The 17,340-nt window shown below is 39.0% G+C and carries 29 protein-coding genes and 1 pseudogene; 2 read left to right on the top strand and 28 right to left on the bottom strand.

The annotated features are described in order from the left end of the window. The first annotated feature begins 79 nt into the window (after positions 1–79). Both BW721_RS11120 and BW721_RS11115 read left to right on the top strand, forming a co-directional pair. Positions 80–361, top strand: a complete 282-nt coding sequence (locus BW721_RS11120) for a helix-turn-helix domain-containing protein (RefSeq protein WP_076768524.1) — start codon at positions 80–82, stop codon at positions 359–361. A gap of 58 nt (positions 362–419) precedes the next feature. Next, positions 420–1,731: pseudogene (locus tag BW721_RS11115) on the top strand (site-specific integrase). Positions 1,732–1,737: 6 nt separating this feature from the next. Here BW721_RS11115 and rpsI read toward each other — a convergent pair. From rpsI to rplP, 28 genes are all read right to left on the bottom strand, one after another. Next, positions 1,738–2,130, bottom strand: coding sequence for a 30S ribosomal protein S9 (gene rpsI / locus BW721_RS11110; protein WP_076768523.1), 393 nt, complete (start codon positions 2,128–2,130; stop codon positions 1,738–1,740). A 13-nt stretch (positions 2,131–2,143) separates the two neighbouring features. Next, complete coding sequence (gene rplM / locus BW721_RS11105; RefSeq protein WP_076768522.1) at positions 2,144–2,587, bottom strand: 50S ribosomal protein L13; 444 nt, start codon at positions 2,585–2,587, stop codon at positions 2,144–2,146. A gap of 148 nt (positions 2,588–2,735) precedes the next feature. Beyond that, on the bottom strand, positions 2,736–3,521 hold the full coding sequence (truA, locus tag BW721_RS11100) for a tRNA pseudouridine(38-40) synthase TruA (RefSeq protein WP_076768521.1): 786 nt from the start codon (positions 3,519–3,521) through the stop codon (positions 2,736–2,738). Positions 3,522–3,630: 109 nt separating this feature from the next. After that, on the bottom strand, positions 3,631–4,428 hold the full coding sequence (locus BW721_RS11095) for an energy-coupling factor transporter transmembrane component T family protein (protein ID WP_076768520.1): 798 nt from the start codon (positions 4,426–4,428) through the stop codon (positions 3,631–3,633). Further along, positions 4,421–5,299 carry an energy-coupling factor ABC transporter ATP-binding protein gene (locus BW721_RS11090; RefSeq protein WP_076768519.1) on the bottom strand — a complete coding sequence of 293 codons (879 nt, stop codon included), beginning with the start codon at positions 5,297–5,299 and terminating at the stop codon, positions 4,421–4,423. The genes BW721_RS11095 and BW721_RS11090 overlap by 8 nt, the downstream gene beginning before the upstream one ends. Then, positions 5,275–6,114 carry an energy-coupling factor ABC transporter ATP-binding protein gene (locus BW721_RS11085; protein ID WP_076768518.1) on the bottom strand — a complete coding sequence of 280 codons (840 nt, stop codon included), beginning with the start codon at positions 6,112–6,114 and terminating at the stop codon, positions 5,275–5,277. The genes BW721_RS11090 and BW721_RS11085 overlap by 25 nt, the downstream gene beginning before the upstream one ends. Positions 6,115–6,290: 176 nt before the next feature. Then, complete coding sequence (locus tag BW721_RS11080) at positions 6,291–7,241, bottom strand: VOC family protein (protein ID WP_076768517.1); 951 nt, start codon at positions 7,239–7,241, stop codon at positions 6,291–6,293. Positions 7,242–7,544: 303 nt separating this feature from the next. Continuing rightward, positions 7,545–7,925 carry a 50S ribosomal protein L17 gene (gene rplQ / locus BW721_RS11075; protein WP_076768516.1) on the bottom strand — a complete coding sequence of 127 codons (381 nt, stop codon included), beginning with the start codon at positions 7,923–7,925 and terminating at the stop codon, positions 7,545–7,547. Between the two features lie 27 nt (positions 7,926–7,952). Then, on the bottom strand, positions 7,953–8,897 hold the full coding sequence (locus BW721_RS11070; protein ID WP_076768515.1) for a DNA-directed RNA polymerase subunit alpha: 945 nt from the start codon (positions 8,895–8,897) through the stop codon (positions 7,953–7,955). Positions 8,898–8,979: 82 nt separating this feature from the next. Further along, positions 8,980–9,366 carry a 30S ribosomal protein S11 gene (gene rpsK, locus BW721_RS11065; protein ID WP_076768514.1) on the bottom strand — a complete coding sequence of 129 codons (387 nt, stop codon included), beginning with the start codon at positions 9,364–9,366 and terminating at the stop codon, positions 8,980–8,982. A 27-nt stretch (positions 9,367–9,393) separates the two neighbouring features. Then, the gene (rpsM, locus tag BW721_RS11060; RefSeq protein WP_076768513.1) at positions 9,394–9,759 is read right to left on the bottom strand and encodes a 30S ribosomal protein S13; all 366 of its coding nucleotides are present in this window, start codon (positions 9,757–9,759) and stop codon (positions 9,394–9,396) included. A gap of 20 nt (positions 9,760–9,779) precedes the next feature. Then, positions 9,780–9,893 carry a 50S ribosomal protein L36 gene (gene rpmJ / locus BW721_RS11055; protein ID WP_062470716.1) on the bottom strand — a complete coding sequence of 38 codons (114 nt, stop codon included), beginning with the start codon at positions 9,891–9,893 and terminating at the stop codon, positions 9,780–9,782. A gap of 32 nt (positions 9,894–9,925) precedes the next feature. Beyond that, the gene (gene infA / locus BW721_RS11050) at positions 9,926–10,144 is read right to left on the bottom strand and encodes a translation initiation factor IF-1 (protein ID WP_076768512.1); all 219 of its coding nucleotides are present in this window, start codon (positions 10,142–10,144) and stop codon (positions 9,926–9,928) included. A gap of 133 nt (positions 10,145–10,277) precedes the next feature. After that, a complete protein-coding gene (locus tag BW721_RS11045) occupies positions 10,278–10,928 on the bottom strand; it encodes an adenylate kinase (RefSeq protein ID WP_076768511.1) in 651 nt (216 codons plus the stop codon). Positions 10,929–10,988: 60 nt separating this feature from the next. Beyond that, entirely contained in the window at positions 10,989–12,281 is a 1,293-nt protein-coding gene (gene secY, locus BW721_RS11040) for a preprotein translocase subunit SecY (RefSeq protein WP_076768510.1), read from the bottom strand. Next, positions 12,281–12,721 carry a 50S ribosomal protein L15 gene (gene rplO, locus BW721_RS11035; RefSeq protein ID WP_076768509.1) on the bottom strand — a complete coding sequence of 147 codons (441 nt, stop codon included), beginning with the start codon at positions 12,719–12,721 and terminating at the stop codon, positions 12,281–12,283. The genes secY and rplO overlap by 1 nt, the downstream gene beginning before the upstream one ends. Positions 12,722–12,754: 33 nt before the next feature. Beyond that, a complete protein-coding gene (gene rpmD, locus BW721_RS11030; RefSeq protein ID WP_076768508.1) occupies positions 12,755–12,937 on the bottom strand; it encodes a 50S ribosomal protein L30 in 183 nt (60 codons plus the stop codon). A gap of 14 nt (positions 12,938–12,951) precedes the next feature. Then, positions 12,952–13,452 (bottom strand): 30S ribosomal protein S5, encoded by a 501-nt coding sequence (gene rpsE, locus BW721_RS11025; protein WP_076768507.1) that lies wholly within the window; start codon positions 13,450–13,452, stop codon positions 12,952–12,954. Positions 13,453–13,472: 20 nt separating this feature from the next. Continuing rightward, on the bottom strand, positions 13,473–13,829 hold the full coding sequence (gene rplR, locus BW721_RS11020; protein WP_076768506.1) for a 50S ribosomal protein L18: 357 nt from the start codon (positions 13,827–13,829) through the stop codon (positions 13,473–13,475). Between the two features lie 55 nt (positions 13,830–13,884). Further along, positions 13,885–14,421 (bottom strand): 50S ribosomal protein L6, encoded by a 537-nt coding sequence (gene rplF, locus BW721_RS11015; RefSeq protein ID WP_076768505.1) that lies wholly within the window; start codon positions 14,419–14,421, stop codon positions 13,885–13,887. A gap of 42 nt (positions 14,422–14,463) precedes the next feature. After that, positions 14,464–14,862, bottom strand: coding sequence for a 30S ribosomal protein S8 (gene rpsH, locus BW721_RS11010; protein WP_076768504.1), 399 nt, complete (start codon positions 14,860–14,862; stop codon positions 14,464–14,466). 33 nt (positions 14,863–14,895) lie between these two features. After that, on the bottom strand, positions 14,896–15,081 hold the full coding sequence (locus tag BW721_RS11005) for a type Z 30S ribosomal protein S14 (RefSeq protein WP_076768503.1): 186 nt from the start codon (positions 15,079–15,081) through the stop codon (positions 14,896–14,898). A gap of 19 nt (positions 15,082–15,100) precedes the next feature. Next, complete coding sequence (rplE, locus tag BW721_RS11000) at positions 15,101–15,640, bottom strand: 50S ribosomal protein L5 (RefSeq protein ID WP_076768502.1); 540 nt, start codon at positions 15,638–15,640, stop codon at positions 15,101–15,103. Between the two features lie 26 nt (positions 15,641–15,666). Further along, positions 15,667–15,975 carry a 50S ribosomal protein L24 gene (gene rplX / locus BW721_RS10995; RefSeq protein ID WP_076768501.1) on the bottom strand — a complete coding sequence of 103 codons (309 nt, stop codon included), beginning with the start codon at positions 15,973–15,975 and terminating at the stop codon, positions 15,667–15,669. A 33-nt stretch (positions 15,976–16,008) separates the two neighbouring features. Then, positions 16,009–16,377 (bottom strand): 50S ribosomal protein L14, encoded by a 369-nt coding sequence (rplN, locus tag BW721_RS10990; protein ID WP_076768500.1) that lies wholly within the window; start codon positions 16,375–16,377, stop codon positions 16,009–16,011. 50 nt (positions 16,378–16,427) lie between these two features. Further along, positions 16,428–16,694: a 30S ribosomal protein S17 gene (rpsQ, locus tag BW721_RS10985; protein ID WP_076768499.1), complete on the bottom strand. Its 267-nt coding sequence runs from the start codon at positions 16,692–16,694 to the stop codon at positions 16,428–16,430. 24 nt (positions 16,695–16,718) lie between these two features. Continuing rightward, a complete protein-coding gene (gene rpmC / locus BW721_RS10980; RefSeq protein WP_076768498.1) occupies positions 16,719–16,913 on the bottom strand; it encodes a 50S ribosomal protein L29 in 195 nt (64 codons plus the stop codon). Beyond that, positions 16,903–17,337, bottom strand: a complete 435-nt coding sequence (rplP, locus tag BW721_RS10975; RefSeq protein ID WP_076768497.1) for a 50S ribosomal protein L16 — start codon at positions 17,335–17,337, stop codon at positions 16,903–16,905. The genes rpmC and rplP overlap by 11 nt, the downstream gene beginning before the upstream one ends. Positions 17,338–17,340: the final 3 nt, after the last annotated feature.

Raw genomic sequence — 17,340 nt, 5'->3', positions numbered from 1 at the left:
GAGATCACTCTATGAATAAATTCACTATCCAAAGTAACAAACAGTTAAAAGAGTACAATCAATATCTAAGGTACCTAGTTTGAATGAAGTAGAAATTTTACTCAGTAATGAACAATTAAGCAACATAAAAATCCAAGTTTCTACTCTGATTCTTACTGAAATTGAAAATACTAGAAATCAAGTCAATCTTAATTGTAGGTACATGAATAAAAAACAAACCTGCCACTATCTACAACTATCCAACAACACCCTAGATTCTTGGATTAAGCAAGGCTTACCTGTTATCAAAGTCAATGGCTCAACTCGTTTCGATAAAATCTCTATTGATAAATGGCTAAAACAACTAGAAAAAACACCTTAGAGTTTGTATAATCAAGTTATAGTATTTGATTTCGGCTCGCATTTCGGAGGTAAATACTATGGCAATTACAAAAACTACTAATAACACTTATCGTTTAAGACTTTATTACCCCCAAGATGTTCAAGACCTATTGGGGGTAGAAAAGCTTTACTCAAAAACGTTCAAAACAAAAAAGGAGGCAAATGAAGCACAGATTGACTTCTATGCCAAAATCAAGGAAATACGTGAGAATAAAGATAAGAATGCTTTTGAATTGGGTGGAGAAGCTCTGTTCAAAGATTTTTATAGCGATGTTTGGCTAGATGCTTATACGTCAGGGCTCACTTCAACAAATACGAATCCGCCAACAATTGTAACAGTTAGCAATACAAAAGATGTATTCAGACTTCACATATTACCAATGTTCGGTAAATACACACTGAATTACCTCAACCAAAATAAGGCGTTAGTCTTGCAATTAATGACAAAAAAAGCTATTGAGTATGCGAACTTTAAAACATTGAGAAGCTATGTAAACTCGATTTTTGATTGGGCTGAGGAACTAGAATACATTGAGCGGAATAAACTTGAAAAGTCCTTAAAACGCATTAAAGCGACTAAAAAGAACCAATTAAAGCAAGCTAGGAAAGAAGAAGATTTATATTTGTCATTTGAAGAATTACAGGAATGGCTTATCGCTGTTCACGTAGATTGGCAGAACGAACTTCTATCTTTTCAAGACTACATTCTTTTCCAGACGACCTTTTTCTTATCTGACCGAAAATCTGAAACTTATGCCTTAAAATGGAAACACATTGATTTTTCAAAATCACAAATCTCTATTGGTAAAGCATTAGATAAGTTTGGTAACGAGAAAAACACAAAGGGAAATAAAACGACAATTTTCCATATTCCCGTTGAATTGAAAGAATTATTACTCAAATGGAAAAATCAACAGCAAACCGAGCTAGATCAGTTTGATATCGAGTAAACTGAGGAACAACTTGTTTTCACATTTAATGATCGTAAAGGCAATATCAATCAACCACTTCATACTGACTATTTAAACTATCGAATGAAATCTATTGAACGCAGACATAAACACCTAGCTCATGCTACACCACACAAGTTAAGACATACTGGAGCAACCTTAGCTAGACAATCTGGTACTTCTTTAGAACAGATTTCAGAAGCTCTTACTCATAGCGATACGACAATCACAAAAGTTTATGTAAATACACCAAATGTTATTAAAATGCCTGTTGGTGAAATTGCTTATCGTAAACTAGCTCAAAATAGCACTGTCCTAAATGGTGTCAATAATGGTGTCAACAATGAAAAAAGACGTTTCACAAACTAAGTTGCGAAACGTCTTGAACGTTGATATATAAGCAATATTAACGCTTAGAGAATTGAGAAGCTTTACGAGCTTTCTTAAGACCTGGTTTTTTACGCTCTACCATACGTGGGTCACGTGTTAGTAGTCCAGCTTCTTTTAGTGGTGCACGGAAGTCAGGATCTACTGACAATAGTGCGCGAGAGATTCCGTGACGAGCTGCTCCAGCTTGTCCAGTGAATCCACCACCGTTAACGTTCACGTGAACGTCGTAGCTACCTAAAGTATCTGTAATGTTTAATGGTTGTTTGATTACTTCGTACAAGTAAGGGAATGGAATGTAATCTTCCATGTCTTTCTTGTTGAAGACGATTTTACCTGTTCCCGGTACTAGACGTACACGAGCAGTTGAGTTTTTACGGCGACCAGTGCCGATGTATTGAGCTTGTGCCAATGTGTTTCCCTCCTTAAATTAGGTTTGTGATGTCTAAAACTTCTGGTTGTTGTGCTGCATGTGGGTGAGTTTCTTCACCGTATACATGTAATTTTCTAAACATTTGAGATCCTAGAGCGTTCTTAGGAAGCATTCCTTTGATTGAGTACTCTAGTAAACGACGTGAATTTTTGTCACGTAGTTCCCCAGCAGAAACTTGTTTTAGTCCACCAATGTAACCTGAGTGGCGAGAATAGATTTTGTCTGATGCTTTTTTACCTGTTAATTTAACTTTATCAGCGTTAATAATAATTACAAAGTCACCTGTGTCCACATGTGGAGTGAATGTTGGTTTATTTTTTCCGCGTAGGATTGATGCTGCAATTGTTGATACACGTCCTAAAGGAATGTCAGTTGCATCGATCACGTACCATTTGCGTTCGATTTCGTTAGCTTTAGCCATATATGTTGTACGCACGTTTGTTTCCTCCATATTCTTATCTGAATGTTTGATCCATCTTGAGTTTCCGGGGCTCATATAGTGGGGCAAACAATACCGTCTTATATCTTACCCCAGAGTTGCCAATTTGTCAAATAAAAATCGGTATTTTTTTGCGAAAAAGCACTTAGTTTTTTGCTTGTTTTATTTCGTCCAAAAACTGCTCATCATAGTAAACTTCAACTAGATACAATCCCTTACCGTCTGCGGTTGGACCAGCTTCATTGCGGTCATTTACCGCGAACAAGCGGTCGATTTCTTCTGGCTCTTTCAAGCCATCTGCAATCTGTAAACAGGTACCCACAAAAATGCGAACCATGTTATATAAAAAGCCATTACCTATAAAGGTAAAAACAAGCTCATTTTGAGCTTCATCAATCTCAAATTTGGCTTCATAGACCGTTCTTACTTTGTCTTCTTTAATGGTTTTCGTGGAACAAAAGCTAGTAAAATCATGCTCCCCTACTAATTTGTCCAAAGCTTGTTGGAGTTTATCCAGGTTCATTCGGTAGGGATGATGAAGGGTATACTGACATTTAAAGGGATCAGCAAAGAGGTTTAAATCAACCCGGTACATATATTTTTTCCCTTTAGCTAGGAAACGTGAATGAAAGTCATCTGAGACGCGTTCTGCTTGAACAATCGAAATATCGCCAGGCAGCAGGCTATTGAGTGCGCGCTGCAAATGAACGGGCTCAATGTCTACTGGGCACTCAAAGTGAATGACCTGCCCTAGTGCATGAACGCCAGAGTCGGTTCGGCCAGATGCTTCAATTAAGATAACTTGCCCCTTGAACATTTTCTTAAGGGCTTTTTGAATGACTTCCTGAACGCTGATGCCATTTTTTTGAATTTGATAACCGACATAGCGGGTACCATCGTATTGAATAATACATTTATAACGTTGTGCCACCTTGAACCTCCTTAATAACTATAACCATCTAATCAAAAAGGTAGCCCCGACTACGTTTCCCGAACACTATTCGGTCTAACGAGTCGGGCCTACCTTTTTATACGCTCATTTATCCTCTTAATACAATAAGTAATACGGTCAACAACCCAAAGCTAACCATCGCCATAGTGTCGCGGTTTTGCCAATGGAGTTGACGGTATTTTGTTCGGCCTTCGCCACCTTGGTAACCACGCGCTTCCATCGCGTTAGCTAATTCGTCAGCACGGTTAAAGGAACTTACAAACAGCGGAACCAAAATAGGTGTGACAGCCTTCATTTGTTGAATAATATTGCCTTCTCCAAAATCGACTCCTCTTGCTCGTTGGGCATTCATGATTTTGGTTGCTTCATCCATCAATGTTGGCACAAAGCGCAAGGCAATTGATAACATCAACGCAATCTCATGAACGGGCATTTTGAAGCGTTTCAATGGTCCTAATAAGGTTTCAATCGCATCGGTTAAGGATAATGGCATCGTCGTTAAGGTCAACAAGGTCGACATAAAAATAATTAAGACGAAGCGCATAAAAATAAACGCACCGTTTAATAATCCAAAGGAGGTAATAGTAATAATTCCCCAGCTAAAATACGTTTCCCCACCGGTTGTAAACAACACTTGCAAGACAACCGTAAAGGCGATTAACCAGATCAGTGGTTTTACCCCATTAAGAAACACTTTAAAAGGAATATCCGATAAATAGACACATAAAATGGTAAATAAGGTCATGGCTAAATAAGTCATCCAATTATTAGCTAGGAAAATAACAATAATAAAGTAGAAGGCACCAATTAATTTGGCACGTGGATCCATCTTATGCACATAAGAATCGCCTTGGATATATCGTCCAAATAGTAACTTATCAAGCATCCAGCCCACCTTCTTCCTTCAATTTAGCCACAATGACTTCAGCTAATTTTTCTGTTCCAAGTGGTCTTAACTCACCAAATTGAATGCCTGTTTTCTGGCTAAACATTTGCATGAATTGCAAGGATGCCGGTAAGCCTAATTGCTTATCCACTAGCCACTGTTCATCCAAGAAAATCTCTTCTGGCGATCCCATCTTCACGACAGTTCCTTTTTCCATAATAATAACATGGTCAGCATAAGTAGCTACATCATCCATTTGGTGAGTGACTAAGACAATCGAAATGTTTTGTTCTTTATGTAATCGGTAGAACATATTCATAATTTCACGGCGTCCAGCAGGATCAAGTCCCGCTGTTGGCTCGTCTAAGACAAGAACTTCTGGATTCATCGCTAGAACCCCTGCAATAGCCACACGGCGCATTTGCCCACCGGATAGGTCAAAGGGTGACCGCTCCATAAACGTCTCGTCTAGGCCTACTAATGGCAGTACTTTGCGAACAGTTTCCATGGCTTCGGCTTCTGAGACACCAAAGTTCATTGGTCCAAAGGCAATATCCTTAGCAATGGTCTCTTCAAAGAGTTGCGATTCAGGAAATTGGAAAACAATCCCTACTTTTTTACGTAGGAACTTCAAGTTTTTATTGCTTGTTTCCTTAGTAATCAAACGGTCTCCAATTGTAACGCTGCCTTCTGTTGGTTTTAACAGAGCGTTTAAATGTTGGGTTACCGTTGATTTCCCACTTCCTGTATGGCCAATTAAAGCCGTATAGGAGCCATATGGAATTTGCAAGCTAACATCATAAAGTGCCCGACTTTCAAAGGGTGAGCCGGCTGAGTAAGCAAATCCTACATCTTGGAATATAATGTCCATAGCCAATCCACCATCCCTTCTTCAGTCAAGTATGTTTCAGGTACGTCTAATCCTTGACGTTTTAATTGATATTTCAATTTTTCTGGGAAAGGAATATCCAGTCCCATATCAATAATATCTGCTCCTACCGCAAAGATTTCCTCTGGCGTTCCAATTTGTTTTAATTGGCCTGCCTCCATAACAAAAATACGATTCGCCTTAGCAGCCTCGTCAATATCATGGGTAATGGAAATAACCGTTAAGTTTTCTTCTTTCTTAATCCGTTGAATGGTTTCAATAACCTCACGACGGCCCTTTGGATCGAGCATAGTCGTTGCTTCATCTAAAATAATAATATCTGGTGCTAGTGCAATAATGCCTGCAATCGCAACCCGTTGTTTCTGTCCACCTGATAAACGAGCAGGTTCTTTATCTAAAAATTCAGACATATGAACAGCTTCTACTGATTTTAAAACACGCTCTATCATTTCTTCACGTGGTACACCGATATTCTCTAACCCAAAGGCGATGTCATCTTGAACAGTTGATCCGACAAACTGATTATCGGGGTTTTGGAACACCATGCCGACTTTACGACGAACATCCCATACCGTTTCATCTGATAGTGTGATGCCACCAATCACAACGTCCCCTGATTTGGCCTCAACAAGTCCATTAATGGTCTTAGCTAGTGTTGATTTACCTGAGCCGTTTGGTCCAATAATAGCAATCCATTCTCCTTTATTGATTGAGAATGAGACATCATTTAAAGCAGGACGTAAATCGTCTTCTGAGTATGTAAAAGTTATTTGATTGAGTTGGATTATTTCTTCCATTGGACACCCTACTTTCTTCTGCTTACCATCTCTCAATTTATACTAATATGAAAGAGCCAAGTAATCCTTTATAATTTCATTTTCACTTATCTAGTATACTGGAAAGTTAGTAAAAAAGCATCAGGTGTCTTGACACTTTTATGAAATTTTCAATCTTCTTTTCATTTCTGACAGTTTTATTCCTTAATCCCTTTTAATGGATTAAGGTTTTCCATAATCGCTTGCCTTTGATCATTTAGAAACGGTGGCAGATCTAACTCTTTGCCTAAGTCTTCCACAGCTCTATCCACTGTAAAGCCCGGATCGTCAGTGGCTAGCTCAATCATAATACCATTTGCTTCTCTAAAATAGAGACTCTCAAAATAAAAACGGTCATGACGCGCAACCACATTAAAGCCAAAATTACTAATACGTTCTTGCCAATAGTCGAGTGCTTCCTTATTTTCGACACGAATAGCGATATGGTGAACACTGCGCTTTCCTGGTTTCTCTTTTGGACCATCTTGCTCCACTAAGAGGATCTCACCATTCATTTTTCCTTCTTGAGCTTGGAAGAGAGCTGTATTTTCGGTCTGATAGACCTGTTGATAAGTAAACAAATTTACTAAGACTTGCTTAGACGCCTGTAAATTTTCCACAGTCCATTCTACCACTGCCATTCCTCTAATCTGATGGTCGTAGGGAACACTTGATTCTTCCCACGATTCCCAAAAATCAGCTTGTTGACCTTCTTCAACGATAAGCGCCAGGCGTAATCCTTCAAAATCTTCAAATAAAATGGCCGGACGCTGTGTATAAGTGCTTCTTCCACTGTGAGTGACACCAAACTCATCAAATCGATCTTGCCAGTACGTCAAACTGTCTTCCTTATTCACAATTAATCCAATCCGTGTCACTGCATTCGTCCCTCTATGCGTTTGTCCCAGTTTTTGATTTTCAAAAAAGGTTAAATCCATTCCTGGACTAGCAGTCTTATCTCCAAAAAAAAGATGATACATGTCCGGATTATTTTGATTAACGCTGACTTTAGCGCGTCTAAGTCCTAAAATGGTTTGATAAAAGTCTGTGTTTGCATCGCCACTTTTAGTCATCATAGAAACATGGTGGTGTCCGAGTATCTGTGTCATATTATCCCTACTTTCTTTTTCTCCTCTTTATTGTACCATATAATTCGAATTCGAAATAAAAAAATCCAACAAAAAAAGACAAGCACATTGGCTCATCTTTTCTGTTGAACGGGATATTTGGAAATAAGAAAAAAAATAGAGCTGAACATTTAGCGTCCATCTCTTATAGATCTACAAATGGTGAGCCACTAACGGAAATCATATCATTTCCGTTAGGGTTCACGAGCTAGACTTTAACTTCTCAACCAATTGGGAGTAGTCAACATCGTAGCGCTCTTTTCATCTGAAAGATAAATAGTTTTATTAAACTAATTCAATGATAACCATTGGTGCTGCGTCTCCGCGGCGTGGTTCAGTTTTCATGATACGAGTGTATCCACCTTGACGTTCTGCATAACGCTCAGCCAAGCCACTGAATAGTTTTTGCAATGCTGTTTCGACAACGATTTCTTCGTTTTCTTCACGAACATCAGCAACTTCGTTACGTACGAACTGTGCAGCCATACGACGAGCATGCAAGTCTCCGCGTTTACCTAAAGTAATCATTTTTTCAACAGTTTTACGAATTTCTTTAGCGCGAGCTTCAGTCGTTACGATACGTTCGTTGATAATTAGATCAGTCGTTAGATCGCGTAGCATTGCTTTTCTTTGAGAACTTGTACGTCCTAATTTACGGTAAGCCATTTCTGGAAATCCTCCTTTGCTGCAGTACTAATCATCTTGGCGTAAACTTAGCTCAAGTTCATCCAACTTGTTTTTCACTTCTTCAAGTGATTTACGTCCTAGATTACGCACTTTAATCATTTCTGCTTCTGATTTATTAGTCAGTTCTTGAATCGTATTGATTCCTGCACGTTTCAGACAGTTATATGAACGAACAGACAAGTCTAATTCCTCAATTGTCATCTCAAGCATTTTCTCTTTTTGAGTCTCTTCTTTTTCTACCATCACTTCAGCCTTGCGAGCTTCGTCAGTTAGATTTACAAAGATGTTTAAATGCTCTGTCAGGATTTTAGCAGCTAAACTAACTGCTTCCTCTGGGCTTACTGAACCATTAGTCCATACGTCCAAAGTTAATTTATCATATACGTTCTTTTGACCGATGCGAGTATTTTCAACTTGATAATTTACTTTATGTACAGGAGTAAAAATCGAGTCAACTGGAATAACACCAATTGGCATGTCTTCCGTTTTATTATGTTCTGAACGAACATAACCACGGCCATTTTTTGCATCCATACGCACATGGAACTGTGCACCTTCAGCAACGGTACAAATATATAAATCAGGGTTTAATACTTCTACATCACTGTCGTGATTGATATCAGCAGCAGTTACAACTGCTGGACCTTTTACGTCAATCTCGATTGTCTTGTCTTCATTGGTATAGAATTTTAAAGCCAATTGTTTAATGTTTAAGATGATTTGAGTCACATCTTCTAACACACCATCAATGGTTGAGAATTCATGCAGAACGCCATCAATTTGAATAGTAGATACTGCATTACCTGGTAATGAAGATAATAAAATACGACGTAATGAGTTACCAAGTGTTGTCCCATATCCCCGTTCAAGTGGTTCTACAACGAATTTGCCAAATGTAGCATCCTCGCTGATCTCAATCGTTTCAATTCTTGGTTTTTCAATTTCGATCATATGTCAATTTACCCCTTTCAAAACGGTTCGTTCATCCTAGTGAGTCCATTGCGATATAAAACTTCTGGATACAAAAGATGTATTATACCCGACGGCGTTTTGGTGGGCGACATCCGTTGTGTGGAATAGGAGTTACGTCACGAATTGCTGTAACTTCCAATCCTGTTGCTTGTAGCGAACGAATAGCTGCTTCACGTCCTGAACCAGGACCTTTAACTGCTACTTCAACGCTCTTCATGCCATGTTCCATAGAAGCTTTTGCAGCAGACTCTGCAGCCATTTGTGCCGCGAAAGGAGTTGATTTACGAGAACCTTTGAACCCTAACGCACCAGCTGAAGACCATGAAATTGCGTTTCCATGTACATCTGTAATCATAACAATAGTATTATTGAACGTAGAACGAATGTGAGCAACACCACTTTCGATATTCTTTTTCACACGACGTTTACGAGATACTTTTTTAGCCATGAAGTGTTAACCTCCTTCACTTATGAATTATTTTTTCTTACCAGCGATTGCTTTTGCAGGACCCTTACGAGTACGTGCATTGTTTTTAGTGTTTTGTCCGCGAACTGGCAAACCACGACGGTGACGGATTCCACGGTATGAACCGATTTCCATCAAGCGTTTGATGTTTAAGTTAACCTCACGACGCATGTCACCTTCAACTTTTAGTTTGTCAACTTCAATACGGATGCGGTCTAACTCATCGTTAGTTAAGTCACGAACACGAGTTTCTTCTGAAACGTTAGCGTCTGCAAGAACTTTCTTAGCAGTTGTGCTACCAATTCCATAAATGTATGTCAATGAGATAACGATGCGTTTGTCACGCGGAATATCTACTCCAGCGATACGAGCCATTTAATGGCACCTCCTTATTATTATCCTTGGCGTTGTTTGTGTTTAGGATTTTCACAAATCACCATAACACGGCCATTTCTGCGAATTACTTTACATTTCTCACAGATTGGTTTTACTGATGCTCTAACTTTCATTATTTTTCCTCCTTTAAAATGATGGAGTGTAATTATTTGAAACGATATGTTATACGGCCGCGTGTAAGATCATACGGGGATAGTTCCACCGTAACTTTATCACCTGGTAAAATACGAATGTAGTTCATTCGAATCTTTCCAGAAACATGCGCGAGCACAATATGGCCGTTTTCAAGTTCTACCTTGAACATTGCATTGGGCAACGTCTCAGCGATTACTCCTTCAATTTCAATAACGTCGTCTTTCGCCATCTTCTTACCTCCTCACATTATTTCAAGCTAATTAATTACGATTTGTCTAAGCAATATTATTTTACACTAACTACAATAGTATAGCATAGTATCAAGCCTTTGCAAAGAAAATACTTACTATTAATTAACTATATTAACCAATGATGTCTTGAACTTCTTGGAATAAATCTTCGATCTCAGTTTCACCATTAAGTGTGTGGAGTAAACCTTTTTCAGAGTAAAACTCAATAATTGGTTTGGATTGTTCTTGATTAATGCGAATACGGTTTTCAACTGTTTCCGGCTTATCGTCTTCTCGTTGATACAGGTCAGTGCTTCCGCAACGATCACAAACTCCCTCTACTTTTGGTGGATGGTTAAGTTTGTGGTATGTCGCACCGCAATTACGGCAGATCAAGCGACCAGTCAAACGAGCCATTAAAACATCTGGGTTTACTTCAATATTGATGACAGCATCAATCTGACGACCCAATTCAGTCATAATGTTATCCAAAGCTACGGCCTGTTCCATTGTGCGAGGGAACCCGTCCAATAAGAAACCATTTTTCGTATCTTCTTCTTGCAGACGTTCCTTAACAATACCATTTGTCACTTCATCAGGAACAAGTTCCCCTTTGTCCATAAAAGACTTGGCTTCTAGTCCTAATGCAGTTTCATTTTTCATTGCTGCACGGAACATATCTCCAGTAGAAATATGTGGAATACCATACTTGTCAATAATACGTTCAGCTTGTGTTCCTTTTCCTGCTCCAGGTAGGCCTGTAATAATCAGGTTTTTCTTCATTTTTACTCGTCTCCTTTTATACAATTGCAAGTGTGTTCGGGGCTAACCCCCGTACACATCTTACTTTTGAATAAATCCTTGATAATTGCGTTTCACCATTCGTCCTTCAATTTGTCTTGCGGTATCCAATGCGGTTCCGATAACAATTAAAAGACTCGTTCCACCAAGCGCTAATGAGTCTGGTAGGTTCCATAATGCAGAAGCAACAATAGGCAAGAGAGCAATCAATCCGAGGAACACAGCGCCAACTGTACTTAAGCGCATCAACAAGCCTGTAATATATTCTTCGGTTCCTCTACCAGGGCGAACACTCGGGATGTACGCTCCTGACTTTTGTAAATTCTCGGCCATTTTCTCAGGGTTAATTTGAATTAGCGCATAGAAATACGTGAACACGACAATCAGAATTGTATAAATAGCAGCTCCAATTGGTTCACGGAAGTTGACTAGTGTATTAACCACTTGATACCAAGTTGCCTCACTATGATTCGCTGCAAAGAATCCTAAGATTGTTTGCGGAGTCATCATGAATGAACTGGCAAAAATAACCGGAATAACTCCAGCAGAGTTGATTTTTAACGGTAAGTGAGCTGCTTGGTTTGACCCAGTTGCTCGTTTAGAATACTGAACTGGTATTCTTCTTTCCGCTTGTTGAATATAAACAACAAAAATAACAACTAATAACATTGCTACAAGTAAGGCTACTGTAAAAATGATGTTGGTTGTCAGTTCACTTGAATTGACAAAACGATCTTCATAGAAAGTAACTAAATCGGCTGGAATACGAGCAACAATACCAGAGAAGATAATCAGAGACGTTCCATTACCAATCCCATTCATTGTTATCGCATCACCGATAAAGATTACTAGCATCGAACCTGCAGTCATAATCAACGCTATCATGAGATAGGTTTCTAAGCCTGGGTTGCGAACTAATCCTAAGTTGGATAATTGGTTAAAACCAATTGAAATCCCGATTGATTGTACAAATGCAAGAACAACTGCTAAGTACTTTGTTGCTTGATTCAACTTTCTTCTACCAACTTCACCTTGTTTAGACCATTCCGTGAATTTCGGAATAATATCCATTTGTAAGAGTTGAATGACAATAGAAGAAGTGATATAAGGCGAGACACCCATGGCGAAGATAGAGTACTGACTAAGTGCTCCACCTCCAAAAGTGTTCAATAGGCTAAATAAGCCCGTTGATGCCAAGTTTTGAATGGCACCCGCATTCACACCAGGTACAGTAATATGAGTTCCGATACGGAAAACAATCAGCATACCAAGTGTAAAGAAAATTCTGTTTCTAATGTCTTTCACCTGAAATGCATTTTTCAGAAGTCCAAACATTAGATCACCTCAACAGTTCCACCTGCAGCTTCAATCGCTTCTTTCGCTGCTTCGGAGAATTTATGAGCTTTAACGTTCAATTTCTTCTCAACCGCACCTTTTGCTAAAACTTTGATGCCGGATTTTTCATCACGTACAACGCCGCTTTCAACAAGTAATGCCGGTGTTACTTCTGTACCTTCTTCGAAACGGTTTAAAGTATCTAGGTTTACAACAGCATATTCTTTACTATTGATGTTTGTAAATCCACGTTTAGGGATACGACGGAACAATGGTTGTTGTCCACCTTCGAAGCCTAATCTTACTCCACCACCTGAACGAGCTTTTTGACCTTTATGTCCACGTCCAGATGTTTTTCCGTTTCCTGATGAAGATCCACGACCTACACGGTTACGCACTTTACGAGATCCTTCTGTTGGTTTTAATTCATGAAGTTTCATAGTAACTGGGCACCTCCTTCGTTATTGATTGAATTATTTAACTTCTTCTACTTCTACTAAATGGCTAACTGTGTTAATCATGCCTTTGATTGCATCATTAGCAGGTTTTACAGCAGTTTTACCAACTTTTGTTAATCCTAAAGCCTTCAAAGTATCTTTTTGGTTTTGAGGACGTCCAATTGAGCTACGTACTAAAGTAATCTTTAATTCTGCCATCTTGTATATCCTCCTTAACCTTTAATTTCTTCTACGGATTTACCACGTAATGCAGCAACATCCTCGATTTTTTTCAATTGTTCTAGACCATTAACAGTTGCACGAACCATGTTAATTGGAGTGCTTGAGCCTAATGATTTAGAAGTGATATCAGCGATACCTGCTAATTCGATGACCGCACGAACAGGACCTCCAGCTGATACTCCAGAACCGGCAACAGCAGGTTTCAACATGACGTTACCACCGCTATAACGACCGATTACTTCGTGAGGAATTGTTGTTCCTGTAACTGGTACTTCAATCATGTTTTTCTTAGCAGCTTCGATAGCTTTACGGATTGCTTCTGGAACTTCGTTAGCTTTCCCTGTACCGAAACCAACATGGCCATTTCTATCTCCGACAACAACTAAAGCAGCAAAACGTAGTTTACGTCCACCTTTAACAACTTTAGTTACACGGTTAATCGCAACAACGCGATCTTCAATATCTAAATGAGTTGGGTCAATATATACCATATGTAGGCATCCTCCTTTTCTTAGAAATCTAGTCCGTTTTCACGGGCAGCTTCAGCTAATGTTTGTACGCGTCCGTGGTATAAATATCCGCCACGGTCAAATACTACTGATTTCAAACCTTTTTCAATTGCGCGTTCAGCAATAACTTTACCCACAACTGCGGCTTGTTCTGTTTTAGTAGCTGCTTCAGATGCATCTTTTTTACTTGAGGCACTTGCCAGCGTCACACCCGCTACGTCATCAACTAATTGAGCGTAGATGTGTTTGTTAGAACGGAATACGTTCAAGCGTGGGCACTCAGCAGTACCAGAGATTTTTCTTCTTACGCGAGCATGTCTTGACTGGCGTGTTTTGTTTTTATCTGGTTTATTAATCACAATTGTCACCTCTTTTATTTAAATGTATTAACTTGCTTTAAGAAGGAACTGGCTATTATTTACCAGTCTTACCTTCTTTACGACGGATGATTTCGTCAGAGTACTTGATACCTTTGCCTTTGTATGGCTCTGGTGGGCGTACCGCACGAACGTTAGCTGCTAGAGCGCCAACTTTTTCTTTGTCGTAACCAGAAATAGTGATTTTTGTATTAGCGTTAACTTCTACAGTTACACCTTCTTCTGGAGTGAATTCTACTGGATGAGAGTATCCAACGTTCAATACAAGTTTGTTACCTTGTAATTGAGCACGGTACCCAACCCCAATTAATTCTAAGTCTTTCTTAAATCCTTCAGACACACCAACAACCATGTTGCTGAATAGCGCACGAGTTGTTCCGTGAATAGATTTTGTGAACTTTTCTTCGTTTGCACGAGTAAATGTAGCAGTGCTTCCTTCTACATTAATAGTGATTAGCTCACTGAAAGTTTGTGTCAATTCGCCTTTAGGACCTTTAACTGTTACTGTGTTTCCATCTTGAGTAATGGTTACGCCAGCTGGAATTTCGACTAGTTTATTACCAATACGACTCACAGGGCTGCACCTCCTTGTTTTAGTTAGAGTAGGAAGAATGGATTACCAAACGTAAGCCAATACTTCTCCACCAATATTTTTAGCTCTTGCTTCTTTATCTGTGACAACACCTTCAGAAGTGGATACGATAGCGATTCCTAAGCCGTTTAATACGCGAGGAACGTCGCCACTTTTCGCAAACACACGCAAACCTGGTTTAGAGATGCGTTTTAATCCAGTGATAACACGTTCGTTATTTGCACCATATTTTAAGAAAACACGGATAACGTTTTGTTTGTCGTCTTCAATGACTTCAAAGTTTTTAATGAATCCTTCATTTTTAAGGATCTTAGCGATTTCTACTTTCATATTAGAAGCAGGAACTTCTAGGCTTGCATGGCGAACCATGTTAGCGTTACGAATACGAGTAAGGAAATCTGCGATTGGATCTGTCATAACCATTAACATTTACCTCCTTCTTACGGGTATGGCTGATTACCAGCTTGCTTTCTTCATGCCAGGGATTTGTCCTTTATAAGCTAGTTCACGCAAACAAATGCGGCACAATTTGAACTTACGGTAAACAGAATGCGGACGTCCACAACGTTCACAACGTGTATATTCTTGCGTTGAGAATTTTGCTGGGCGTTTGTTTTTAGCGATCATTGATTTTTTAGCCACTTAATTTTGCTCCCTTCGCTTATTTTTGGAATGGCATTCCTAATTGAGTCAATAATTCTCTTGATTCTTCATCTGTGTTAGCAGTAGTTACGATAACGATATCCATACCACGTACTTTGTCAACTCTATCGTAGTCAACTTCAGGGAAAATCAATTGTTCTTTAACACCTAAAGTGTAGTTCCCACGTCCATCAAAAGAACGTTTGCTGATACCACGGAAATCACGTACACGTGGTAACGAAACTGTTACTAGTTTGTCTAAGAATTCGTACATTCTTTCGCCACGTAAAGTAACTTTAGCACCAATTGCCATACCTTCACGTAAACGGAATGCAGCGATTGATTTTTTAGCATGAGTGATAACTGGTTTTTGACCAGAAATCAACGTTAGCTCTTCAACTGCTTTTTCTAGGTTTTTAGCGTTTGCTACAGCGTCACCAACACCCATGTTGATAACAATTTTTTCAACTTTAGGAACTTCCATAACAGAAGTATAGTTGAATTTCTCCACCAATGAAGGTGTGATTTCTTTTGTATATTTCTCTTTCAAACGGTTCATCTAAAAGATCCTCCTTCCTTCAATGATTAGTCGATAATATTGCCAGTTTTTTTAGAAACGCGGACTTTCTTATCGTCTTCAACTTTATAGCCTACTTTAGTAGGTTCACCAGTCTTAGGATCAATCAACATTACATTAGACACATGAATTGGCGCTTCTTCTTCAAGAATACCACCAGTCAAGTTGCTTTGTGAAGCTTTACGATGTTTCTTCACAATGTTAATGCCTTCAACGATCACGCGGTCTTTTTTAGGTAGAGTTTTTAGGATTGTTCCTTCTTTACCTTTATCTTTACCAGTAATCACTTTAACTTTATCGCCAGTTTTTACGTGCATGAGTTGTTGCACCTCCTTCAATTCTTACGATTCTTACAATACTTCTGGAGCTAGAGAAACAATCTTCATGTAGTTGTTGTCACGTAATTCACGAGCAACAGGTCCAAAGATACGTGTTCCACGTGGGCTCTTGTCATCACGGATAATTACGCATGCATTTTCATCGAACTTGATGTATGAACCGTCTTTACGGTGTGCACCAGTTTTAGTACGAACGATAACAGCTTTAACCACTTCACCTTTTTTGACAACGCCACCTGGTGTTGCTTGTTTTACTGTTGCAACAATAACATCACCAATGTTTGCGTATTTACGGCCAGATCCACCCAATACTTTAATAGCTAAGACTTCTCTTGCTCCTGAGTTATCGGCAACTTTCAAACGACTTTCTGTTTGGATCACTTTAGTATCCTCCTTCCGGATCAGGAATTATTTCTTGTTTTTTATAAAAATTAGATAATCACAGACTCTTCTACAATCTCCATCAAACGGAAGTTTTTAGTAGCAGATAGCGGACGAGTTTCCATGATTTTTACGATATCACCAAGTTTTGCTTGATTGTTTTCGTCATGTGCTTTGTACTTTTTAGAGTATCTTACACGTTTACCGTATGTAGGATGGTTTTTGTAAGTAGATACTTCTACTACAATTGTTTTATCCATTTTGTCAGAGACAACACGGCCTTGGTAGACTTTACGTTTATTACGTTGTTCAGTCATTTTTTAGTACCCTCCTTTGCTGAATTACTGATTTTGCAACTCTTGACGCAATACTGTTTTAATGCGTGCAATTGATTTGCGAACTTCTTTAAGGCGGGCAGTGTTTTCAAGTTGCCCTGTAGCAAGTTGGAATCGTAGATTGAAAAGCTCTTCTTTGAATGCTTTTTCTTTCTCAATCATTTCAGCAGTGGATAAGTCTTTGATTTCATTAGCCTTCATTCGATTCACCACCAATTTCTGTACGTTTTACGATTTTAGTTTTGATTGGCAATTTATGAGATGCCAAACGCAAAGCTTCACGTGCTACTTCTTCAGGTACGCCGCCAACTTCAAACATGATTTTGCCGCGTTTTACAGGAGATACCCAGCCTTCTGGAGCACCTTTACCTTTACCCATACGAACACCAATAGCTTTAGATGTATATGATTTGTGAGGGAAGATTTTAATCCAAACTTTCCCACCACGTTTCATGTAACGAGTCATAGCAATACGGGCTGCTTCGATTTGACGGTTAGTGATCCATTTTGAATCAACAGCTTGCAAACCAAATTCACCAAAAACAATTTCTTTTCCACCTTTTGCTTCTCCGCGCATTTTTCCACGGAATTCACGACGGTGTTTTACACGTTTAGGTACTAACATTGG

It is taken from the genome of Jeotgalibaca sp. PTS2502 (genome assembly GCF_001975685.1).
GTDB classification, from domain to species: domain Bacteria; phylum Bacillota; class Bacilli; order Lactobacillales; family Aerococcaceae; genus Jeotgalibaca; species Jeotgalibaca arthritidis.
The sequence above is the reverse complement of the archived record's forward strand: the minus strand, read 5'-3'. Positions and strand labels throughout refer to the sequence as shown.